At 46.4% G+C, this 20,962-nt stretch carries 18 protein-coding genes; 12 read left to right on the top strand and 6 right to left on the bottom strand.

The window, feature by feature from the left end; translation table 11 throughout:
• Position 1 precedes the first annotated feature (1 nt).
• From H3S82_RS01625 to mce, 3 genes are read left to right on the top strand one after another with little or no spacing between them, the layout of a single operon-like run.
• On the top strand, positions 2-2,008 hold the full coding sequence (locus tag H3S82_RS01625; protein ID WP_198232434.1) for an acetyl/propionyl/methylcrotonyl-CoA carboxylase subunit alpha: 2,007 nt from the start codon (positions 2-4) through the stop codon (positions 2,006-2,008).
• A 2-nt stretch (positions 2,009-2,010) separates the two neighbouring features.
• Positions 2,011-4,149: a methylmalonyl-CoA mutase gene (scpA, locus tag H3S82_RS01620; RefSeq protein WP_198232432.1), complete on the top strand. Its 2,139-nt coding sequence runs from the start codon at positions 2,011-2,013 to the stop codon at positions 4,147-4,149.
• Positions 4,150-4,192: 43 nt separating this feature from the next.
• Positions 4,193-4,600, top strand: coding sequence for a methylmalonyl-CoA epimerase (mce, locus tag H3S82_RS01615; RefSeq protein WP_198232431.1), 408 nt, complete (start codon positions 4,193-4,195; stop codon positions 4,598-4,600).
• Between the two features lie 118 nt (positions 4,601-4,718).
• Here the strand turns inward: mce and hemW are convergent, their stop codons facing one another.
• From hemW to rph, 3 genes are read right to left on the bottom strand one after another with little or no spacing between them, the layout of a single operon-like run.
• Complete coding sequence (gene hemW / locus H3S82_RS01610) at positions 4,719-5,879, bottom strand: radical SAM family heme chaperone HemW (RefSeq protein ID WP_198232429.1); 1,161 nt, start codon at positions 5,877-5,879, stop codon at positions 4,719-4,721.
• Positions 5,879-6,523, bottom strand: coding sequence for an RdgB/HAM1 family non-canonical purine NTP pyrophosphatase (rdgB, locus tag H3S82_RS01605; RefSeq protein ID WP_198214322.1), 645 nt, complete (start codon positions 6,521-6,523; stop codon positions 5,879-5,881). The genes hemW and rdgB overlap by 1 nt, the downstream gene beginning before the upstream one ends.
• 13 nt (positions 6,524-6,536) lie before the next feature.
• Complete coding sequence (rph, locus tag H3S82_RS01600) at positions 6,537-7,256, bottom strand: ribonuclease PH (RefSeq protein ID WP_198214323.1); 720 nt, start codon at positions 7,254-7,256, stop codon at positions 6,537-6,539.
• A gap of 107 nt (positions 7,257-7,363) precedes the next feature.
• Between rph and hrcA the strand changes: the two genes are divergently transcribed.
• From hrcA to grpE, 6 genes are all read left to right on the top strand, one after another.
• Positions 7,364-8,434 (top strand): heat-inducible transcriptional repressor HrcA, encoded by a 1,071-nt coding sequence (gene hrcA / locus H3S82_RS01595; RefSeq protein WP_078040279.1) that lies wholly within the window; start codon positions 7,364-7,366, stop codon positions 8,432-8,434.
• 170 nt (positions 8,435-8,604) lie between these two features.
• Complete coding sequence (locus H3S82_RS01590) at positions 8,605-9,675, top strand: ABC transporter substrate-binding protein (protein ID WP_198237094.1); 1,071 nt, start codon at positions 8,605-8,607, stop codon at positions 9,673-9,675.
• Between the two features lie 47 nt (positions 9,676-9,722).
• Positions 9,723-10,508: an ABC transporter ATP-binding protein gene (locus H3S82_RS01585; protein WP_210326718.1), complete on the top strand. Its 786-nt coding sequence runs from the start codon at positions 9,723-9,725 to the stop codon at positions 10,506-10,508.
• A 65-nt stretch (positions 10,509-10,573) separates the two neighbouring features.
• Positions 10,574-11,341 (top strand): ABC transporter permease, encoded by a 768-nt coding sequence (locus H3S82_RS01580; RefSeq protein ID WP_077969687.1) that lies wholly within the window; start codon positions 10,574-10,576, stop codon positions 11,339-11,341.
• 255 nt (positions 11,342-11,596) lie between these two features.
• Positions 11,597-12,550, top strand: coding sequence for a hydroxymethylbilane synthase (hemC, locus tag H3S82_RS01575; protein ID WP_198225518.1), 954 nt, complete (start codon positions 11,597-11,599; stop codon positions 12,548-12,550).
• Positions 12,551-12,701: 151 nt separating this feature from the next.
• Positions 12,702-13,388 carry a nucleotide exchange factor GrpE gene (gene grpE, locus H3S82_RS01570; RefSeq protein WP_198233391.1) on the top strand — a complete coding sequence of 229 codons (687 nt, stop codon included), beginning with the start codon at positions 12,702-12,704 and terminating at the stop codon, positions 13,386-13,388.
• 454 nt (positions 13,389-13,842) lie between these two features.
• On the opposite strand, the gene H3S82_RS01565 is transcribed toward grpE, so the two are convergent.
• The 3 genes from H3S82_RS01565 to H3S82_RS01555 all read right to left on the bottom strand — a co-directional run bounded on the left by H3S82_RS01565 (position 13,843) and on the right by H3S82_RS01555 (position 18,108).
• On the bottom strand, positions 13,843-15,210 hold the full coding sequence (locus H3S82_RS01565; RefSeq protein WP_077969681.1) for a serine hydrolase: 1,368 nt from the start codon (positions 15,208-15,210) through the stop codon (positions 13,843-13,845).
• Between the two features lie 1,199 nt (positions 15,211-16,409).
• Entirely contained in the window at positions 16,410-17,525 is a 1,116-nt protein-coding gene (gene aroB / locus H3S82_RS01560) for a 3-dehydroquinate synthase (RefSeq protein WP_198237093.1), read from the bottom strand.
• 13 nt (positions 17,526-17,538) lie between these two features.
• Positions 17,539-18,108, bottom strand: coding sequence for a shikimate kinase (locus tag H3S82_RS01555; RefSeq protein WP_246785222.1), 570 nt, complete (start codon positions 18,106-18,108; stop codon positions 17,539-17,541).
• A gap of 134 nt (positions 18,109-18,242) precedes the next feature.
• Here H3S82_RS01555 and H3S82_RS01550 point away from each other — a divergent pair, with 134 nt between their 5' ends.
• From H3S82_RS01550 to H3S82_RS01540, 3 genes are all read left to right on the top strand, one after another.
• Entirely contained in the window at positions 18,243-18,662 is a 420-nt protein-coding gene (locus H3S82_RS01550) for a hypothetical protein (protein WP_198233395.1), read from the top strand.
• Positions 18,659-19,597 (top strand): site-specific tyrosine recombinase XerD, encoded by a 939-nt coding sequence (locus H3S82_RS01545; RefSeq protein WP_198233396.1) that lies wholly within the window; start codon positions 18,659-18,661, stop codon positions 19,595-19,597. Before H3S82_RS01550 ends, H3S82_RS01545 begins: the two co-directional genes overlap by 4 nt.
• 80 nt (positions 19,598-19,677) lie before the next feature.
• Positions 19,678-20,640 carry an acetyl-CoA carboxylase carboxyltransferase subunit alpha gene (locus tag H3S82_RS01540; RefSeq protein WP_198233397.1) on the top strand — a complete coding sequence of 321 codons (963 nt, stop codon included), beginning with the start codon at positions 19,678-19,680 and terminating at the stop codon, positions 20,638-20,640.
• The last annotated feature ends 322 nt before the right edge of the window (positions 20,641-20,962 follow it).

Here is a 20,962-nt window from a genome sequence, read left to right as displayed (position 1 = left end):
AATGATTAAAAAAATCCTGATTGCCAATCGTGGCGAAATCGCTTGTCGCGTCATTCGTACGGCAAAAAAAATGGGCATCAAAACGGTCGCTGTCTATTCGGATGCCGATGCCAATGCTCTTCATGTACGCCAAGCCGATGAGGCCATTCATATTGGCGCCTCGCCTTCATCCCAATCCTATCTCGACATTGAAAAAATCATTGCTGCGGTCAAACAGAGCAATGCCGATGCAGTTCATCCGGGCTATGGTTTTTTGTCGGAAAATCCTGCTTTTGCCGATCGTCTGGAACAGGAAGGGATTATATTGATCGGGCCGCCGGCAAATGCCATGCGCGCTATGGGTGACAAGATTACTTCCAAAAAATTGGCCGCGGGAGCCGGCGTTTCAACTGTTCCCGGACACATGGGACTGATTGATAACGCAGATCATGCTGTAAAAATCGCGCGTGAAATCGGCTATCCGGTCATGATTAAAGCCTCTGCCGGTGGCGGTGGTAAAGGTATGCGCATTGCATGGAATGATGAAGAAGCAAGAGAAGGATTTCAGGCGTCGAAAAATGAAGCCAAATCATCCTTCGGAGACGACCGCATTTTTATCGAAAAATTTGTGAGTGAACCGCGCCATATCGAAATCCAGATCATGGGCGATAAGCATGGCGACATTATCTATCTCAATGAAAGAGAATGTTCCATCCAGCGGCGCAACCAGAAGGTGATTGAAGAAGCTCCCTCACCTTTTCTTGACGAAAAAACCCGCAAAGCCATGGGTGAACAAGCGGTTGCGCTCGCCCGTGCTGTCAATTATCACTCCGCCGGTACGGTGGAATTTATCGTTGATGGCAAACGGAATTTCTATTTTCTGGAAATGAACACCCGCTTGCAGGTTGAACATCCGGTCACCGAAATGATTACCGGACTTGATCTAGTCGAACTGATGATCCGTATTGCCGACGGTGAAGCTTTGCCGCTTTCCCAAAATGATGTCAAACGGAATGGTTGGGCATTGGAATGCCGGCTCTATGCCGAGGATCCCTATCGCAATTTCCTCCCCTCGACCGGAAGACTGACACGTTATAATCCCCCTGTTGCAACCGACGACAACGATGAAGTGAAAATCCGTAACGATGGCGGCGTTTATGAAGGGGGAGAAATCTCGATCTATTATGACCCGATGATTTCGAAACTCGTTACATGGGGGAAAAATCGCCAAATGGCGATTCAAGCCATGCAAGAAGCCCTCGACAGTTTCGAACTTGAAGGCATCGGAAACAATTTGCCATTTCTTTCGGCTGTCATGCGTCAAAAACGCTTTCAGCAAGGCAAATTAACCACCGCCTATATTGCGGAAGAATTTCCGGATGGCTTTCATGGTGTCTCGCCGACGCCGGATGAAGCGCGTTCCTTTGCAGCTATTGCTGCATTTATCAATTTTAAATTGCAAGAACGGGCGGCGATGATTTCCGGCACACTCGACAACCACCGGCGTATTGTAAAAAATGAATGGGTCGTGTCGATCTTCGACCAGTCTTTTCCTTTGGTTATTGAGGTTGATCACGCCGGAGCCAAATTGGAATTTGCCGATGGAGAACAGATTACCCTTGAAAGCTATTGGCTACCAGGCATGACTATTTGCCAATTTTCTGTTTCCGACCGGTCGAACATGGTTGTGAAGGTCGACGTCAAAGGAACATCCATAAGGTTGCGCCACGGTGGTATTGACGCAATTGCCCATGTCAGGGAACCCAATATTGCTACCCTTGCAGCACTTATGCCGAAAAAATTGCCGCCTGATACATCCAAAATGTTGTTATGCCCGATGCCCGGCGTCATTACCGCGATTTTTGTCAAAAAAGGCGATGAAGTCGAAATCGGCCAACCTCTTGCGATCGTTGAAGCGATGAAAATGGAAAATATGCTGAGGTCGGAAAAGAAAAGCAAAATTGGCGAGATTTCGGTGAAAGTCGGACAAAGTCTCGGTGTTGACGAAACCATTATGGAGTTCGAATAGACATGACCGGAAAAGGAGACATAAGCGAGTGGAAAAAACTTGCTGAAAAGGAGCTTAAAGCTTCTCCCGACACACTTGTCTGGCACACCGCCGAGGGCATTGATGTCAAACCACTTTATACAAAAGACGATCTCGCTCACGACGATCTTTTGGACACATTACCGGGGCTGGACCCGTTTTTGCGTGGCCCCAGAGCGACAATGTATACCGGAAGGCCGTGGACAATCCGCCAATATGCCGGTTTCTCTACCGCCGAAGAATCGAATATCTTTTATAAAAAAGCCCTTGCGAGCGGGCAAAAAGGCCTTTCGGTCGCTTTTGATCTTGCCACACACCGCGGATATGACTCCGATCACCCCCGTGTTGTGGGAGACGTAGGAAAAGCCGGTGTTGCGATCGATTCAGTCGAAGATATGAAAATCCTCTTTGACGGTATTCCGCTTGATAAAATGTCTGTCTCGATGACGATGAATGGTGCTGTCATACCCATTCTTGCGAATTTTATTGTTGCTGGCGAAGAGCAGGGCGTTGCAAGGCGCGATCTTTCAGGAACAATCCAGAATGATATTCTCAAAGAATTTATGGTACGCAATACCTATATCTATCCGCCCGAAGCATCTATGCGCATCATTGCCGATATTATCGAATATACCGCCAATGAAATGCCGCGCTTCAATTCGATTTCCATTTCCGGTTATCATATGCAGGAAGCGGGAGCCACGCTTGTACAGGAACTGGCCTTCACTCTTGCAGACGGGCGAGAATATGTGCGTGCGGCTCTTAAAAAAGGGCTTGATGTTGACCAATTTGCCGGCCGACTTTCATTTTTCTTTGCCATCGGCATGAATTTTTTCATGGAAGCGGCAAAATTACGCGCGGCACGTTTTTTATGGTCGCGCATTATGCATGAATTTTCACCTAAAAAAGCATCTTCCCTGATGCTGCGCACCCATTGTCAGACGTCCGGTGTTTCTCTTCAAGAACAGGACCCCTATAATAATATTGTGCGCACCGCTTATGAAGCATTGGCTGCTGTTTTGGGTGGAACACAATCGCTTCATACCAATTCTTTTGACGAGGCGATTGCATTACCTACCGAATTTTCGGCACGCATTGCCCGCAATACACAATTGATTTTGCAAAATGAAATGGGCCTTACCAAGGTCATCGACCCGCTCGCCGGTTCCTATTATGTCGAAACGCTCACCAAAGAACTCGTCGACAAAGCATCCGCTCTCATTGACAAGATTGAAGCCATGGGCGGCATGACCAAAGCGGTGATTGACGGCTTGCCGAAACGCCTCATCGAAGAAGCGGCAACCGCCCGTCAGGCGGCCGTTGACAAGGGAGAAGAGATTATCGTCGGGGTTAATAAATTCCGCTCCGATGAAGAAAAGAAAATCGATATCCTTGAAATTGACAATACAAAAGTCCGCGCCCAACAAATTGCCCGACTGGAAAAGATCAAACAAACCCGCAATAGCCGGAAAGTCACTGACACATTGAAGAATCTGGAAAATATTGCCAGAAGCGGAAAGGGTAATCTGCTTGAAGCCGCAGTGGAAGCTGCACGGGCACGCGCAACCGTCGGTGAAATATCGGACACAATGCGCAAAGTTTTCGGTGACCATTCGGCAAAACCTGTTGTGGTCAAAAACATCTATGGCAAAGCATTTGCGAGCGAACCCGAATATAAAACATTAAAACAGCGCTTGAGCGATATAATTAATACAACAGACCAGCGCCCGCGCATCATGATTGCCAAACTCGGACAAGATGGTCACGATCGCGGAGCAAAAGTCATTGCTTCGGCATTCGGCGATATGGGATTCGAAATCATTGCCGGGCCACTTTTCCAGACACCGGAAGAAGCAGCCGAAATGGCTATTGAAAACAAGGTTCAACTCATCGGTGTTTCTTCGTTGGCAGCCGGCCATAAAACCCTGTTGCCGCAGCTTGTCAAAGCGTTGCAAAACCGCAATTCCAAGATTATCGTGGTCTGTGGCGGCGTTGTGCCCCGACAGGATTACGAATTTTTGAAAGAAAATGGTGTTGCTGCTGTTTTTGGCCCCGGAACCAATGTGGTCGAAGCAGCCAGCAAAATCCTTGATCTTTTACAAGGGAAATTACGTAATATTTGATGAGACCAATTTATATTGCATGGCTATATAGGGAGTTTTTCCAGTGTACCACTTTGGCCGACTGAATCATGTCGCAATCGCCGTACCGGATATCGAACAGGCTGCCGAACTTTATCGTTCCGTGAACAATGATGTGTCGCCTGTTCAGGACCTGCCTGAACATGGTGTCAGAATTGTTTTCGTCGAACTGCCCAACACAAAACTCGAATTGATGAGCCCATTGGGAAATAATTCACCAATCGCAAAATTTCTTGAAAAAAATCCGAATGGTGGCCTCCATCACATCTGTTTTGAAGTTGATGATATTCTAAAAATGCGCGACCAACTTGTTACCGAAGGCATTCGAATTCTTGGCGACGGGAATCCTAAAACCGGCGCACATGGGAAACCCGTTCTGTTCATCCATCCGAAAGACTTCGATGGAACATTGGTAGAGCTTGAAGAAGTTTAAGGCCAAGGACGCTTCCAAAACGTCTTTTTATGAATTCAAAAGCAATTTTTATAGAAGTGATATTTTCTATTTTCTTTGAATAGAAACCGATCGAATCCGGAAAACCGGATAGAATTTCTCACGCGAGTTCGCTGATAATATGGTTTAAAACCACGCGGCCTTTTTTGGTTGCACGGATGCGGCTATTGCCCACCATTTCTACAAGACCTTGTTGTTGAAGATCGGCAACTTTACTTTGGTTCAATCCGCGATTCGCCAGTTTCTCGTAGCGGGCAAGATCAAGCCCCTCGGCAAGCCGCAGGCCCATCAAGACCATTTCTTCCGCCTGCTCACTTTTTGTCAAATGTTCTTCTTCAACAATACCGTGACCTTGTTTTTCAACGAGCTCCAACCAGCGCTCGGGAATTTTTGCGGTTATCGTTACCAATCGCTTATCCGGAAAATCGCCATTTGAAACAGGAAGGAACCTGCCATGCGCCCCCGGTCCAATACCGACATATTGCTGGTAGCGCCAGTAAATGAGATTATGTTGCGACTGTGCATTGGCGGCTGCATGATTGGATATTTCATAAGCCGGAAGGCCGTGACTTTCGGTTATGTCCTGAGTGAGATCATAAAGATCGGCGCTCAAATCCGCCTCCGGCAATTTAAGTTTTCCGGCTTTATAGAGCCTGTCAAACCCCGTGCCTTCCTCAATGGTCAATTGATAAAGTGAAAGATGGTCGGCTGCGAGATCAATTGCTTCTTCCAGCTCTTTTTTCCATGATTGCAATGTCTGGTGGGGCCGCGCATAAATAAGGTCAAAGGAAAGCCGCGGAAAAATCTCGCGTGCAAGACCAATAGCAAAACGTGCCTGTTCGACATTATGAATGCGCCCCAAGCGCTTTAATTCTTCATCGTTTAACGATTGGACACCCAAAGAAAGCCGGTTGACACCGGCTGAACGATAACCATGAAAACGCCCGGCCTCGACGCTCGAAGGATTGGCCTCCATTGTGATTTCGGCATTGTCCACAATCGGCCAATAGCGATCAATACTTTTTAGCAATGATTCAACTGTTTTTGGCGACATCAGCGATGGCGTACCACCGCCGATAAAAACAGTCGTCGCGTTATGGGCTCCTGTCCATTCACGCACTGTTGCCATCTCTCTTGCAAAAGCTTTGGCAAAACGGTCTTCATCCACACCTTTTAACCGGACATAGGAATTGAAGTCGCAATAAGGACATTTGGCGGCACAAAATGGCCAATGGACGTAAATACCGAAAGGCTCGTCCATCAGTTTTCCAGTAACGCTTCGGCAAATTGTTTGAAAGCCCTTGCGCGGTGGGACAAAGCATGTTTATCACCCGGCTTCCAACCATGTTTTTCCTCTGCCGTCATTTCGCCGAATGTTTTGTCATAGCCTTCCGGCTGGAATATAGGATCGAAACCGAAACCCTTTTTGCCGCGCGGCGGCCAAACCAAAGTGCCTTCGATTTCGCCACGGAAATATTCCGCATGACCATCCGGCCAGGCAAGGCAAAGCACCGAGACAAAACGGCCATGCCGTTTATCAGGCGTTGTTGCACCCTTCTTTTCCAATGCATCTTCAACTTTTTTCATCGCTTTGTCGAAATCGCGGTGGCCGTCAGATTGAATAGCCCAATCGGCAGTATAAACGCCGGGTGCCTTGTCAAGAGCATCTGCCTCCAGTCCTGAATCGTCCGACAAGGCCGGCAGCCCTGTCGACTTGGCAGCAAAAAAAGCCTTGATATAGGCGTTTTCTTCAAATTTCGTGCCGGTTTCTTCCGGTTCTTCCAATCCCAATTCGCCCGCCGATGTCGTTTCAAACCCGAACGGGCCAATAAGATCGGCTATTTCCCTGAGTTTGCCGGAATTATGGGTTGCAACAACCAGTTTTTTCCCTTCAAGCTTTCTCATCGATAATCACCTTTCAGGAAGCTATCACTTTCTTCTGCAATTCAATCAAATCGTGAATGCCTCCTTTAGCCAAAGACATCAAAGTTGAAAACTGCTCCTCACTGAACGGGTCACCTTCTGCGGTTCCCTGTATTTCAACAATTCCGCCTTTGCCGGTCATCACAAAATTGGCATCGGTTTCGGCATTGGAATCTTCTGCATAATCAAGATCAAGTACCGGTGTTCCCTGATAAATGCCGCAAGAAATTGCCGCAACATGGTCTTTCAGCACTTTATTGCGCAAGACCATCTGGCGCGTTTCCATAAAGCCCAGACAATCATAAAGGGCAACCCATGCTCCGGTAATCGATGCCGTGCGTGTTCCGCCGTCTGCCTGAATGACATCACAATCAATCGTAATCTGCATTTCGCCCAAGGCTTTCAAATCAACAACCGCGCGCAGTGAACGGCCGATCAAACGCTGGATTTCCATAGTGCGCCCACCCTGTTTGCCGGAAGCAGCCTCGCGGCGCATTCTTTCACCAGTTGAACGGGGCAACATGCCATATTCGGCCGTAACCCAACCTTTACCGGAATTGCGCATCCAGTTGGGGACACGTTCTTCAAGGCTTGCGGTACATAAAACATGGGTATCACCGAACTTGACCAGACATGACCCTTCGGCATGTTTGTTCACATGACGTTCAAATGAAACGGCGCGCATCTCGTTGCTGGCACGATTGGACGGACGCATAAATTTTCCTTTCCGTGAAGTATTGTTTCAAGCATCTTTAGACCATTTGACCCATCTTTGGCAAAACTTATATAGAAGGAAAGAAATTCTATCATTGAAGGAATATGATGAAACACGCCGCCATTCCGGATGAATTGAAAAGTCTCGACGAAAGATCCCGCGATATATTCAGGCGTATTGTCGAAACTTATCTGAACGAGGGAGACCCTGTCGGGTCAGCCAATCTGTCCCGACAATTACCACAAAGCCTCTCGCCGGCAACCATCCGCACGATTATGAGCGATCTGGAACATTTAGGGCTTATCTACTCGCCCCATATTTCTGCCGGTCGTATGCCGACGCAATCGGGTTTGAGATTTTTTGTGGATGCTTTTATCGAAGTTGGCGACCTTCCGGAAGATGAACGCAAAGCCATAGAAACACAGGTTGAAGAAGCAGGGCATAGCCAATCGGTTGAACAATTCTTGACCGGTGCAAGCCAAATTCTATCCGGTTTGTCACGCGGTGCCGGGCTGGTGTTGTCGACAAAAAATGAAGGAACACTCAAACATATCGAATTTGTGCGTCTTGATTCATCGCGCGCCATGGCAGTTCTCGTAACCCAAAACGGTGACGTGGAAAATCGCATTGTCAATTTACCCGAAGGGGTAACATTGTCACAATTGAGCGAAGCCACCAATTTTCTGAACGCGCATATTCAGGGGCGTACTTTAAGTGAAGCCAAAGCCGAAATCTCGAGGCAGAGAGAAGAGACCAAGGCTGCTCTTGATGAATTGTCGCAACATCTCGTCGATCAGGGGCTTGCCGTTTGGGGCGGCGAAGATCAGGGCCGTAAAACCCAGCTTATTGTGCGCGGGCGCGGCAACCTTCTGGAAGATGTGAAAGCCGCAGAAGATATTGAACGTTTGCGCCATCTTTTTGACGATCTTGAAACACGTGAAAGCATGATGCAGCTTCTTGACCTTGCCGAGGAAGGTTCAGGCGTTCGTATTTTTATCGGTTCTGAAAACAAACTGTTTTCGTTATCAGGCTCGTCCCTGATCGTCGCACCATATTGCGATTCAAACCAGCATGTTCTTGGTGCTCTCGGCGTTATTGGACCGACCCGCTTGAATTATGCCCGTATTGTTCCGATGGTCGACTATACTGCCCAACTTGTCTCGCGACTTCTCAAATAGATGTAAATCAAACGCCGCTAAATGTCGTAAAACCTTACCCTCTATTGCACTTATCGGCTAGAGATGGGATACTTTCCGGATAGGCCCTGTCATTGACCGCCCCTTTCCGCAAGTCACATCTGTTTTATGGGCTGCATTTGTTTTACGGAAAGTACAAAGGAGAGCATCCCATGAAAGCAGCTTTCATCCATGCCGTTGTACTACTCAATGCGTTTTTATTTTTCACTCTATCCGGATTTGCCGAACCTGTGCATTTTGTTCTGGCGCTCGCCCGCAGCACTACAACGCCGGCGGAAGAGACATTTACCTATGCCATACCCAAACAACTCGGCTATTTTGAGGAAGAAAATATCAATCCGACATTGCTCTTTACCGATGGCTCCACAGCAGCTCTTCAGGCAGTTGCATCCGGTTCGGCCGATATTGCCTATGCGTCGTCTGCCAATATTGCAGCCGCCGTTGATAAAGGTGTGCCACTCAAGGCATTTGCCGGAATAACGGTCAGATGGCCTTATTTTATCGGTGTCCCGAAAGGCTCCACTATCAAATCCATTGCCGATCTTAAAGGAAAACGGGTGGGCGTAATTAGCCTCGCTTCGGCTTCTTATGCAGATTTACGGGCGAATTTGAAAATTGCCGGCTTGAAAGAAAGTGACGTTACAATTGTCCCTGTTGGTGCAGGTGCGCGCGCGGCAGCCGCGCTCAATGCGAGGGATATCGACGCAGTCGACAGCTATTCGGATAGTTTTACCGTTATGCGTCAAAACGGCGTTGAATTCGATCTTCTGCAACGACCGGAAGAAATGAACCGCCTTTTCAGCGTTACTATGGTCACAAGCCAGAAAATATTCGATGACAAGCCGCATGAACTTTCGGCTTTTGCACGCGCTGCCTATAAAGGCATGATCTACACCAAACTTTATCCCGATAGCGCCTTGAAACTTGCTTTTAAAGAATTCCCCGAACTGGGAGGTTCTGATAATCCAACCGGACAAGATGCCAAAAATACGGCCGAAGCTATGGCCATAGCACTTGCCGATTCGACACCGGCTGACAAACCGGATCCGGCAAGTTGGGGAAAATGGCTTGATATTCCCGATGAACGCTGGCAAGCAGTTTTGTCTTTTGCGCATCAAACAGGTTCAACTGAACGCCTGCTTCATGTAAAGGATGTCTGGAGCAATTCCTTGATGCCGGAAATTTATAATTTCGATATCAAGACAATTGTTAAAAAGGACTAACCCGTTTAAAGCGAAGGCTGTCGTTCTGAAGGATTGAGAAAACGTCTATGCCGTCTATCAAAAAGCCCCTTATCACTATCAAGGGATTGCACAAAAGCTATATAAGCAAAAAAGACGGCACGATTGATGCATTGAAGAATGTCAATCTGGAAATTGCCGAAGGCGCTTTTATTGCACTTGTGGGGCCATCCGGCTGCGGCAAAACAACGTTACTTAAAATCCTTGCCGGTCTTGTGGACAATTTTGTCGGTGATGTGATGCTTAACGGCGTTGCCGTTACCCGTCCTTCGCCGGAAGTGGGATTTGTTTTTCAGGACCCTACACTACTTCCGTGGCGTACAATCCTGCAAAACATCCTCTTGCCGGTCGAATTGATGCATCTTGACAAAAGAGAGTACCATGACCGCGCTTTGATGCTCATGGAAACGGTGGGACTTAAAGGATTTGAAAACAAATTGCCCAACGAGCTTTCAGGCGGAATGCGACAACGTGCGGGAATTTGCCGTGCGCTTATTCGTGACCCGAAAGTTCTGCTTATGGATGAGCCATTCGGAGCGCTTGATGCAATGACCCGCGAAGTTTTAAATGGCGAATTGCAAAATATCTGGCTTGAAAGCAAAAAAACCGTACTTTTTGTAACCCACTCCATTCCCGAAGCGGTATTTCTTGCCGACAAAGTGGTGGTGATGAGCCCGCGTCCCGGTCATATCGAGGAAATTGTCGATGTCAAACTGCCCCGCCCGCGCGAGCTTCAGGAATTAACCGATAAAAAGGTCGGAAAAATTTTAGGTCAAATAAGACAGCATTTTGAAAATTTTAGTATGAATTGTTGAACTGCTGTTGCATATCCATCAAATCCTGTGATTGAGAAATCGGCAAAACCGCAGAAAGGCTGGCAATGTTTAAAAATGAAAAAACACTTCAAGCATTGCTTGTTGTTGTTGTTTTTATTCTTGTTGTCGGCTTCTGGGAAACATCGGTCCGGCTATGGGAGGTTCCTACCTATCTTTTGCCACCGCCCAGTCTCATCTTCTACCAGCTTGTCCGGCTGATAAGGTCGACTCTTTTCTGGGATAATCTCGGTGTTACCATGGCTGAAGTTTTGCTCGGCTATATTTGCGGCATAGTGCTTGCGGCAATTCTTGGCGTTGCTATTTCTCAAGTTCGCGTTTTCCAGCTTGCGTTTTTGCCCTATATTATCGCTTTCCAGACGATACCGACCGTTGCCCTTGCACCGATTTTTCTGCAATGGTTCGGCTACGGCATTACATCAAAAATTGTTATGGCCGCACTTATTTCGTTTTTCCCGATGCTTATCAACGTGATTGCCGGTTTACAATCGGCAGGACGGGAAGAAATCCAGATGCTCAAGGCATTCGGTGCCAACGAAATACAGATTTTGCTGAAAGTAAAATTGCCGGCTTCCCTGCCATTTGTTTTTGCCGGTCTCGGCCTTGGCATTATCTTTGCCCTGATTGGCGCAATTGTTGCCGAATTTGTCGGTGCCCAAAAGGGCTTGGGCAAAATGCTTATGCAATTCAACGAGCAGTTCAATATTGCCGGTCAATTTGCCATTCTTGTCATTCTGGCACTTATTGGCGTTATCATGCATTTGATGGTCGGTTTTGCAAAACACAGAATCATTTTCTGGGATGGACAAAGATAATTCGGAATTTCCGTATTCGCCCTGCAACATATCGCTTCAAAAAAACGTTATAATCAACAGGTAAAGTGAAGAATGATTTGTTCCTTTTCCCGACATTTTAAGGAAAAACTGCCTTAAAATTTGAAAATGGCACTCCGAAACACAATTTAAGCGAAGAGAACTTTCTTTTATGCGCAAGTTGAGTTAGATACTCTTAGAAACGCTCTAAAGAGTGTAGAGTTTGATTATTGGAATTTATGGAATAGGCTTAGAGTTATGCGGATAAGGCTTGGAACACGGAAAAGTGCGTTAGCGCGCGTGCAAGCGGAAAGTGTGGCTAAGCTTTTGCGGGAGCTTGATCCTACATTAACAGTCGAAACTGTTTTGCTTGGCTGTGTAGGTGACAAAGATAAGCACACAAGTTTTCAGGATATTGGCAATGTCGGGGTTTTCACCAAAAGTGGTGAAGAAGCTCTGTTGAACCGTGAAGTCGATGTTGTTGTCCATTCTTTAAAAGACCTACCGACTGTTCAGCCGGAGGGACTTGTTCTTGCCTCTGTGCCAAAGCGCGAAGACCCGCGTGATGTTCTATGCGGCTTGAAATTTGACGATATTCGCGGCAATCATCACAAAATCGGCACCGGTTCCATTCGTCGTGCCGCCCAGCTCAGGTCGTTTTTCCCGGATATCGAAATTGTGCCGGTTCGTGGCAATGTACCGCCGAGATTGCGCCGCGCTGTTGATAAAAACGGCATTGATGCGACAATTCTTGCGGCTGCGGGATTGAAACGGCTTGGTCTTTTTGAAGACAGCATGGAATGTCTCAACCCGCAAATGTTTCCTTATGCCGTTGCCCAAGGGGCGCTCGGCATAGAATGCCGTCAAGGTGACAGAGATATTTTGCGGCTTCTCAAAGCGATTGAATGCAAGAAATCGCGTGCTGAAACCGATGCAGAACGGTCATTGATGAAATATCTCAATGCCGGATGCAACTTGCCTGTGGGTGTTTGCTCGACATGGAAAAACACAATGCTTTACATGAAAGCCACCGTAACCGGCGTTGACGGTTTGAAGCAGATTGTCGATTACGCGACAACTTGTACTTATGGTGTGGAAGAAATGGGCAAAGTTCTGGCTGAACGGTTGCTTGATAAGGGAGCTGGCGAACTGCTTCGAGCCTGCACAGTCAATAGCAATAAAAAAAAGGTTGAAAGCCTGCTAAAAGCTTGAATTGCGTGAAATTTCCATCCGGTTATCATTTATCGGTTAAAAGCAGGGAGGCGAACCTATTTAAGCGTTCCTTTTGCGGTTTGCCTCTTGATTTTTCTCGCTAAAATTTCGATATCGAATTTAACAACTATTATCGAAAAGTAGGAATCCTATGTCTGAGGAAAAAAAGAAATCTGCTGAAAGTGATATCAATAACCGCGACATTAAGAATCCGGCTGACAGAGATGCGTTGAAACGCGCAGCCGATGATTTTTTGAAACAGCGCAAGGAAGAAGCGAAAGCCGAAGTCGAAGATGATCAGGTTGCCGATGAAGGTGCCGATCCGGTTGCAGCCATGCAAGCTGAAAATGACGAGCTGAAAGACCAAGTTCTGCGCCTTGCTGCCGAAATGGAAAATTTACGCCGCCGTACGGCTCGTGATGTTGCCGATGCGAGAGCTTATTCCGTTGCCAATTTTGCACGTGATATGCTTCAGGTTTCGGACAATCTCAACCGCGCTTTGCAGGCGATCCCCGACGGCGCACGCGAGAAGGATACAGGGCTCAATGCTTTGGCAGAAGGCGTGGAAATGACAGAACGCGCCATGATGGCTGCTCTGGAGCGCAATGGCGTCAAAAAAATCGAACCTGAAGGGCAAAAATTCGACCCGAATTTTCATCAGGCAATGTTTGAAATTCCGAATGCCGATGTTCCGAACAACACAGTTCAACAGGTTGTTCAGGCCGGTTATGTTATCGGAGACCGTGTACTACGTCCCGCAATGGTTGGTGTTTCCAAGGGCGGACCAAAAGAAGCAACGGCAAAAACCGAACCGCAGAACGACAAAAAGCCGGAATGAACCGATTTTTGTTCAATCAAAATCGATAATAGAAGTCAAGAATTTCTCCTAATTCACATTTTATTTCTGAAAAGGCGGGCTTTCCCCGCCTTTTTTATAGGTCATTCCGGCTAATCCTTCCGCTTAAAAATCCGGCGACGATTTCAAATGTTGAGGAGAAGTCGCAATATTTAACCCGATAAAATATTGATGTGAAAGTCCGCTTTCCTCTCACCACATCAATTGGTTCGAATCTTCGCGAATTTTGATTGACGACAGAAAAGCCCGAAGTCTTGACGGTTTCAAGGCACATGTGTTCATAGGAGCGCAGTCGCAACCCGTTTTACACGTGAGAAAAACTGCTACAACAATGACAAATGTCATAATAACCGGTGTCATAATAGCCGGTTAGAAGCAGGACACACGCGAACTACAATGCGATTTTGTTTTCTACCCAGCAGGACGGAAGCTGTGTTCAGTTTGCGACAACAAAACAGGAATATGCTTGCGCTGTTATCTTGCCACATGCAGCATTTGCTTCACTTTCGCTACCGAATGAACCAAAGCGCACCCGATAGACTTGTTTGCCATCAATTTTGGCTGGTTCGACATGTCCAAGCGAAGCGACTTTCGAATCTTTCAAAGACTTTTGTATCGTTTTCAAAAATCCGTCGGCAGAAGCTTTATCCGGTAGTGCTGCTACCTGTACAATGTAGCTTAGCTGAATTTCATTTTTCAAAATATCGGTAACAGTCTTTTTGCCTTCATCGGCATAAGCCATGGTTGTCGGAGCGGTTTCCATTTTAACAGTTTTTTTGACCGGAATGGATATAGTAGACCGTGTTTCAGTAACTGTTTTTGCAGGTTCGACCGCCCGATTACCACGTGAATTAACAGAAGCAGTTACGACTTCCGCGTTTCTTTTACCCGATTGCGCAATTGCCGGTTGGGGCTGACCACGCCAGGCTGATTGAGCCACACTCCATTGGGCAAAAATACGTTTTTTGGTCGAGCGGCTTGCACTATCCATATAAGCATTGGCTAACAAGACAACGACATCGTCACGCTGGCGACCCGACGTTCCACCAAGAACAACAATAACCAGTTTTTTGCCGTCCTTGGCAATTGTGGTGGTAATGGTAAAACCGGCAAGACCGGTAAAGCCGGTTTTCAACCCGTCTGCTCCGTCAATCCTGTCAAGAACACGGTTGTGGCCTTTATAGACCTGACCACGGTAAACAAATTCACGTTGGCTGAAGAGATGATAATATTGCGGAAAATGTTCACGCATGGCAATCGACATCAAAGCAATATCACGGGCTGTCGAAACATGCCCCTGTGCAGGGAGCCCGTTCGGATTTTTGAAAGTGGTATTGCGCATACCGAGGCTTCTTGCCTTCAAGGTCATAACACGAGCGAAATTCTCTTCGCTCCCGCCAAGATATTCAGCCACGACAACAGCCGCATCATTGGCTGAAAGAACAATCATGGAATTGACCGCATCACGGACCGAAAGCTTTGAACCGGCAGGCATACCGAGCTTCATCCTCGGTTTGCTGGCTGCATGTCGGGAGACGGGCATTTCGGTATTCCAATTCAGACGGCCGCTTTGTATTGCATCAAAAACGAGATAAAGCGTCATTACTTTGGTGATTGATGCAGGCGGGCGTATTTCATCAGCACGGTTTGCAAACAAGACATTGCCGGTATTCGCATCGACAACAATTGCCGGAAGTTCAACCGCATTGGACTTGGCCTGCACCGGCGCCAGCGCAAAAAACAGAACACTCGCAACTGCAATAAGTACCGCGACCGAAAACCGTAAAACCTTAAAAAAACGCATCAGTCTTCCCTGCCTGAAATGAAGCAATACAAAAATATACGCAAACAACAAAACCGGTTACATCATGCGGCATATGAATGACAACGTTAATAGCTTGCCATGTAACAACGTTAATTTTCAGTAAATAACGTTGAAACGTTCATAACCCCTAAAACCAGTTATACAGGATTCAAGATGATAATCAACCTGAGCGTTCTGTCATTGCGTTACGCGCGTATAACGCAATAACCCTCAAAAATTTATTTTTTATTATTTTAAGAGAATTATATTTATTTATTTTTTATTAATATTCTATTTTTTATGACTATTATCTAAAAATCGTTTTTTTCGTATAGGAAATTATTAAAATTTTACCTTTCCGATCTATGTCATAGTTTCAATTTGATAAAAATTTCCAAAAATAGAGCCTATAAACCTTATTATATGCTTTCAATCCATGATTTCGGAAAACGAACGCCTATAAAAGATATTGAAATTCGATATTGAAACTTCCCGTAGTTCAAAAAAATAGACAATTTGTTTTATGTACATAATGGCAATTAAGGTTTTTGTTGCAGGTGATCAAAAGGAAATATTTTAAAAGATAAAGCGAAGAAGCCTTATTTTCATTTATTCTTCATAAAAGGAACGATTTTCTATCAAACGAGATAATCCTCATAATCGGAACAAAATTTTACCTTCTGTGAAGGAAATGGCCTTCAACAATTTATCCTTGAGATAACTGTATCTTAGTCTCTGCAATAAAGGCGATTGCCGCTATGTGTTCCGGATTTCAAGATGGGAAAAAGAAGGGGGAGCAATTTCCGGATAATTCGTATAAACAATAATTTTATAATATCATGACGATGGTGTCTACGGTGGGATTCGAACCCACGACCCCAGGATTCATACCACTTCGACTTTCGCCGCCGGTCAACACGCTATGACCGTTTGTGGTCTGGACTGTCCCTTCACCATCAGCTTAACCCGTAAGGTGCTGCCCGTCCAGTCTCTACACCTTCCCTTTTTGAGGGCTTGGCTCGGGATTGGCAATGACTTTGAAAAGTCATAAGCGTTCCCCGACTTTGAGCAGATCCGCTTCAAAAGTTTCCTTGAGAGGCGCCCAATTTCAATGATTCAGGAATCCTGTGCTCTATCCTGCTGAGCTACGCAGACTTCATCGCAGTGGAAGCATTAAACAATATAGCCGCTCCGATCAATCATTTTTCGCCAAGTTTCTGTTTAAGAAATGCCAATACTTTTTCTGGCGGCACATTTTTGGCAATGAATGACTGGCCCAACCCGCGTGTTAATATAAAGGTCAGACTGCCGTGTTCGACCTTCTTGTCCTGAGCGATAATTTTCATCAATGTTGCAGCATCCGGCACGCCGCCCGGAACATCCTGCAAAGCCACAGGAAGACCGACAGAACTCAAATGGGTTTCCACCCGTGTCGCAACGTCGGCAGGACAAAGACCGAGATAATTTGAAAACTGGTGTGCGAGAACCATGCCGATAGAGACCCCTTCTCCATGGACAAGACGATTCGAATCATAATTTGTAACCGTTTCCAAGGCATGACCGAAAGTGTGCCCCAAATTCAATAATGCACGTTCTCCCGCCTCATGTTCATCATGGGCGACCACATCGGCTTTTGAACGACAGGAGCGGGCTATCGCCTCGATCCGTTCGTGCCCCCCGAGAAAAATCTTTTGCCAATTTTTTTCGAGCCACGAAAAAAAGTCCGGTTGATTGATCAATCCGTATTTGGCAACTTCGGCATAACCGGCTCTGAATTCCCGTTCGGGAAGAGTGTCGAGAATTTCTGTATCGGCAATGACAAGTTTCGGCTGATAAAATACACCAATCAGATTTTTTCCCTGACGTGTGTCGATACCGGTTTTGCCCCCGACAGACGAATCAACCTGCGCCAGAAGGGACGTTGGAATCTGGATAAAATTCATTCCACGGCGCACTATTCCGGCGGCAAATCCTGCAAGATCACCGACAACACCACCGCCAAATGCAATGACAAAATCGCCGCGCTCCATACGATTATCAAGAATATCATTTGTTACATTTTGCAGTGTTTCGAAACATTTCGATTTTTCACCGGCTTTGACCACTATCGGAACCACATCAATTCCGCCATCACGCAAACTTTGCGTCAACATTCCCAAATGCAGTGCTGCAACATTTTCGTCTGTCACAACAACAACCCGTTTTCCCGGAAAACGGCGGGCAATCTCGTGACCTGCCGAGACAACCAGACCGGGGCCTATCAGAATATCGTAACTACGTTTCCCCAGTGTTACTTGAACTGTCTGATTTTCCATTTTTAGCTGCCTTTTATTGCGGTTTTTCAGGTTTTGAAAGATAACTTTCGACAGAGCGTATAACAGAACGGGCAACCACGTCACGACGCGTCTTCCGACTGCTTACACAAATGTCTGATAAAGCATAGACGGGATAACGCTCCGCCATCAATTTTTCCATAAAGGCACGCGGATCAGGTCTTTGCAATAAGGGGCGATTTTGACGGTGCGATACCCGCTCCATCAATACGTCAAGCTCGGCGTGAAGCCAGATAGAAATACCCTTCTCGGCAATGGCTTTACGTGTCTCCCCGTTCATATAGGCACCGCCACCGGTAGCCAGCACCATGGGCCCCTCTTTCAGCAAACGGAGAATCACCCGCCGTTCGAGATCCCGAAAAGCAGGCTCGCCATAACTTTCGAACAATTCCGGTATTGTCATACGTGCTGCTTGCTCGATCTCGTAATCCGCATCATGAAAAGGAAGCTCCAACATGGTCGCAACGCGTTTACCAATTGTGGATTTGCCCGCTCCCATGAGCCCGACAAGCACAAGCGAGCGACCATCGAGATGAGACAACAGTCGATGCGCGGTTTTTGCCATTGGACCAGTTTTTGAAAATCTGCTTTTCATAATTTCGTTTCGACATTTATCTCGGAATAAGTCAATCCCTGTTAATCTTTATAAGGCATGATAGTGTTTAAAACTTTTTCAATTTTGGATAATTTTGCGCCGGTATGCCCACTCTTACTCGTTTATTCATCGCTTTTGCCATTCTGGTTGCACTCGTTTATGCTGCAATGGTCGGACTTGTTTATATCGTAAAACCGGTAACCACCGATATAACAATCGAAATTCAACCGGAAAATCTGCATTTGCGTGATCGCTCCGCTTTGTCTCCGGTATCAGGGTCTCAAGTTTCAGGCGACGAAAAACCCGCAAATGGCGAGGTAAACCCAAAGGTTCAGGAAAACAAAAGGCAATTGTCCAGTGACCAGAATAGCAAAGAGGCTGACACAAAGCCGAATGATGTGACGGACCACGGTTCAAATAATGTTAATCTCCGGAAAGCTCGACAGACTACCGGAAATTTGCCTTCCCGTCCGGAAACTCCTGACATGTCCGCGCCTTCGAATACAAAGAAGGATAATAAATGAACCTCTCTGCAACAATCGACAATTTTCTTGAAATGATGAGCGCCGAACGCGGCGCCTCGAAAAATACACTCGAAGCCTATCGACGCGATCTTTTATGGGCAAATGAAGAACTGGCAGGAGCGGGAACATCTCTTATTGATACAGGCAGGGATCAACTTACGAAAATATTGGCATCCATGCAAAAAGACGGTTTTGCTGCCACCTCCCAAGCAAGGCGTTTGTCGACGTTGCGTCAGTTTTTCCAGTTTCTTTATGCAGAAGGTTTACGCAATGACGACCCTTCAGGCGACCTTCTATCCCCGCGCAAACACCCGAATTTGCCGAAGATTATCAGCGAAAAACAGGTGGACAATCTGCGTGATCTTGCTGAAAAAAATGCTCAACGTGCCGATTTCACTGCGGCCGAGCATAAAAAAGCGATGCGGCTTCATACCATTGTCGAACTGCTTTACGCGACAGGTTTACGTATCAGCGAGCTTGTCACTATGCCTGTCCGGATTGTTCGCGGTGCGCCGGATTTTATATTGATCCGCGGTAAAGGGTCAAAAGAACGAATGGTGCCCTTGTCCGGAAAAGCCAAGGAAGCAATCAGGAAATGGCTTGAATTGCGGGATAAATCAACGGATAGCAACAGTCCCTATCTTTTTCCTGCCCATAGCGAACAGGGTTATATTGCGCGACAAGTTGTTGCGCGCGAACTTAAAATTCTTGCAATAGATGCCGGAATCAATGCCCATAACATTTCACCACATGTTATCCGCCATGCTTTTGCCAGCCATTTGTTACAGCATGGTGCCGATTTGCGTGTTGTCCAACAATTGCTGGGACATTCGGATATATCTACGACACAAATCTATACCCACGTTCTTGAAGAAAAGCTGCAAAGTCTTGTAAATGAGCATCACCCGCTTGCCGAGCGCTCTCATGCAGAGTAAAGAAAATGTTATGTTATTTATAAGACACCGTTAAAGCTTAAAACAAACCACAAAAATGGTATCATAAAAAGTTGGAGCCGATGTATAATTATCTTGATTTCGAAAAGCCGGTTGCTGATCTGGAAGGGCAAATCTTCGAACTGAAGAAAATAGCCCAGGAAAAAGGTAGCGTCGATATGGGGGATGAAATATCCCGTCTTGAAGAACGCTCACAAGCGGCCTTGCGCGATCTTTATAAAAAACTTACGCCCTGGCAAAAGGCGCAAGTTGCGCGCCATCCGGATAGACCGCATTTTCTGGATTATTCAAAAGAACTCTTTACCGATGTGACACCTCTGGCCGGTGACCGGAAATATGGCGAAGATGAAGCAATTCAAGCAGGTTTTGCCCGTTTCAATGGTCAGGCAATAGCTTATCTCGGACAAGAAAAAGGTTACGACACCCAATCGAGATTGCGCTACAACTTTGGCTCTGCCCGTCCGGAAGGCTACCGCAAGGCTGTGCGCATCATGGAATTGGCCGATCGTTTTTCGCTTCCTGTTATTACCCTTGTCGATACCGCCGGTGCCTATCCGGGAGTAAGTGCAGAAGAACGCGGACAAGCCGAAGCCATTGCCCAATCAACAGCAGAAACCTTGCGGTTAAAAGTGCCTGTCGTTTCTGTTATTATTGGTGAAGGCGGTTCAGGCGGTGCTATTGCAATTGCGGCTGCCAACAAAGTTTATATGCTTGAACACGCAATCTATTCTGTCATCTCTCCCGAAGGAGCGGCTTCCATTTTGTGGCGCGATGCTACACGGGCAAAAGATGCAGCGACATCTATGCACATTACCGCTCAAGATCTCTATAAATTGAAAATTATTGACGGTATTATTCCTGAACCTCTGGGCGGTGCACACCGCAATAAGAAAGAAGCCATTGACGCAGCCGGTCAGGTAATCGAAGCGGCATTGAAGGGCATGGCCGAAAAAGATGGTGACACTCTGAAAAGAGAACGCTGGGATAAATATCTGGAAATTGGCCGCTCGCTTGCCAACAAATAATATTAATTAGCCTGTAATAATCGAAGCGACTATTTCTAAGTCGGATAAGCCGACATCTATCCCTTATAATCCCGATTGAGGATTATTGTTCTTGTGTTTCACGTGAAAACATCGGGTTTGGAAACTTCCCGACCAGCACTTTATCCAGAGGGTGATTTGTTTTCAAAGATATCCGATTACTGAACCGGCAGAGTGTGACTCCAGCATTCTGTTCAATTCTGTTTTCCCGATAGAAAAATTTTCATGTAAAATATCAATTTTATTGATGAATTTTATCTATAAAATATCGATAATTCAACATTAGTATTTTCATAGACTAGTT

The sequence above is a fragment of the Bartonella sp. M0192 genome, from assembly GCF_016102305.1.
Classification (GTDB): domain Bacteria; phylum Pseudomonadota; class Alphaproteobacteria; order Rhizobiales; family Rhizobiaceae; genus Bartonella; species Bartonella apihabitans.
This window is presented reverse-complemented; position numbering and strand designations above follow the sequence as displayed.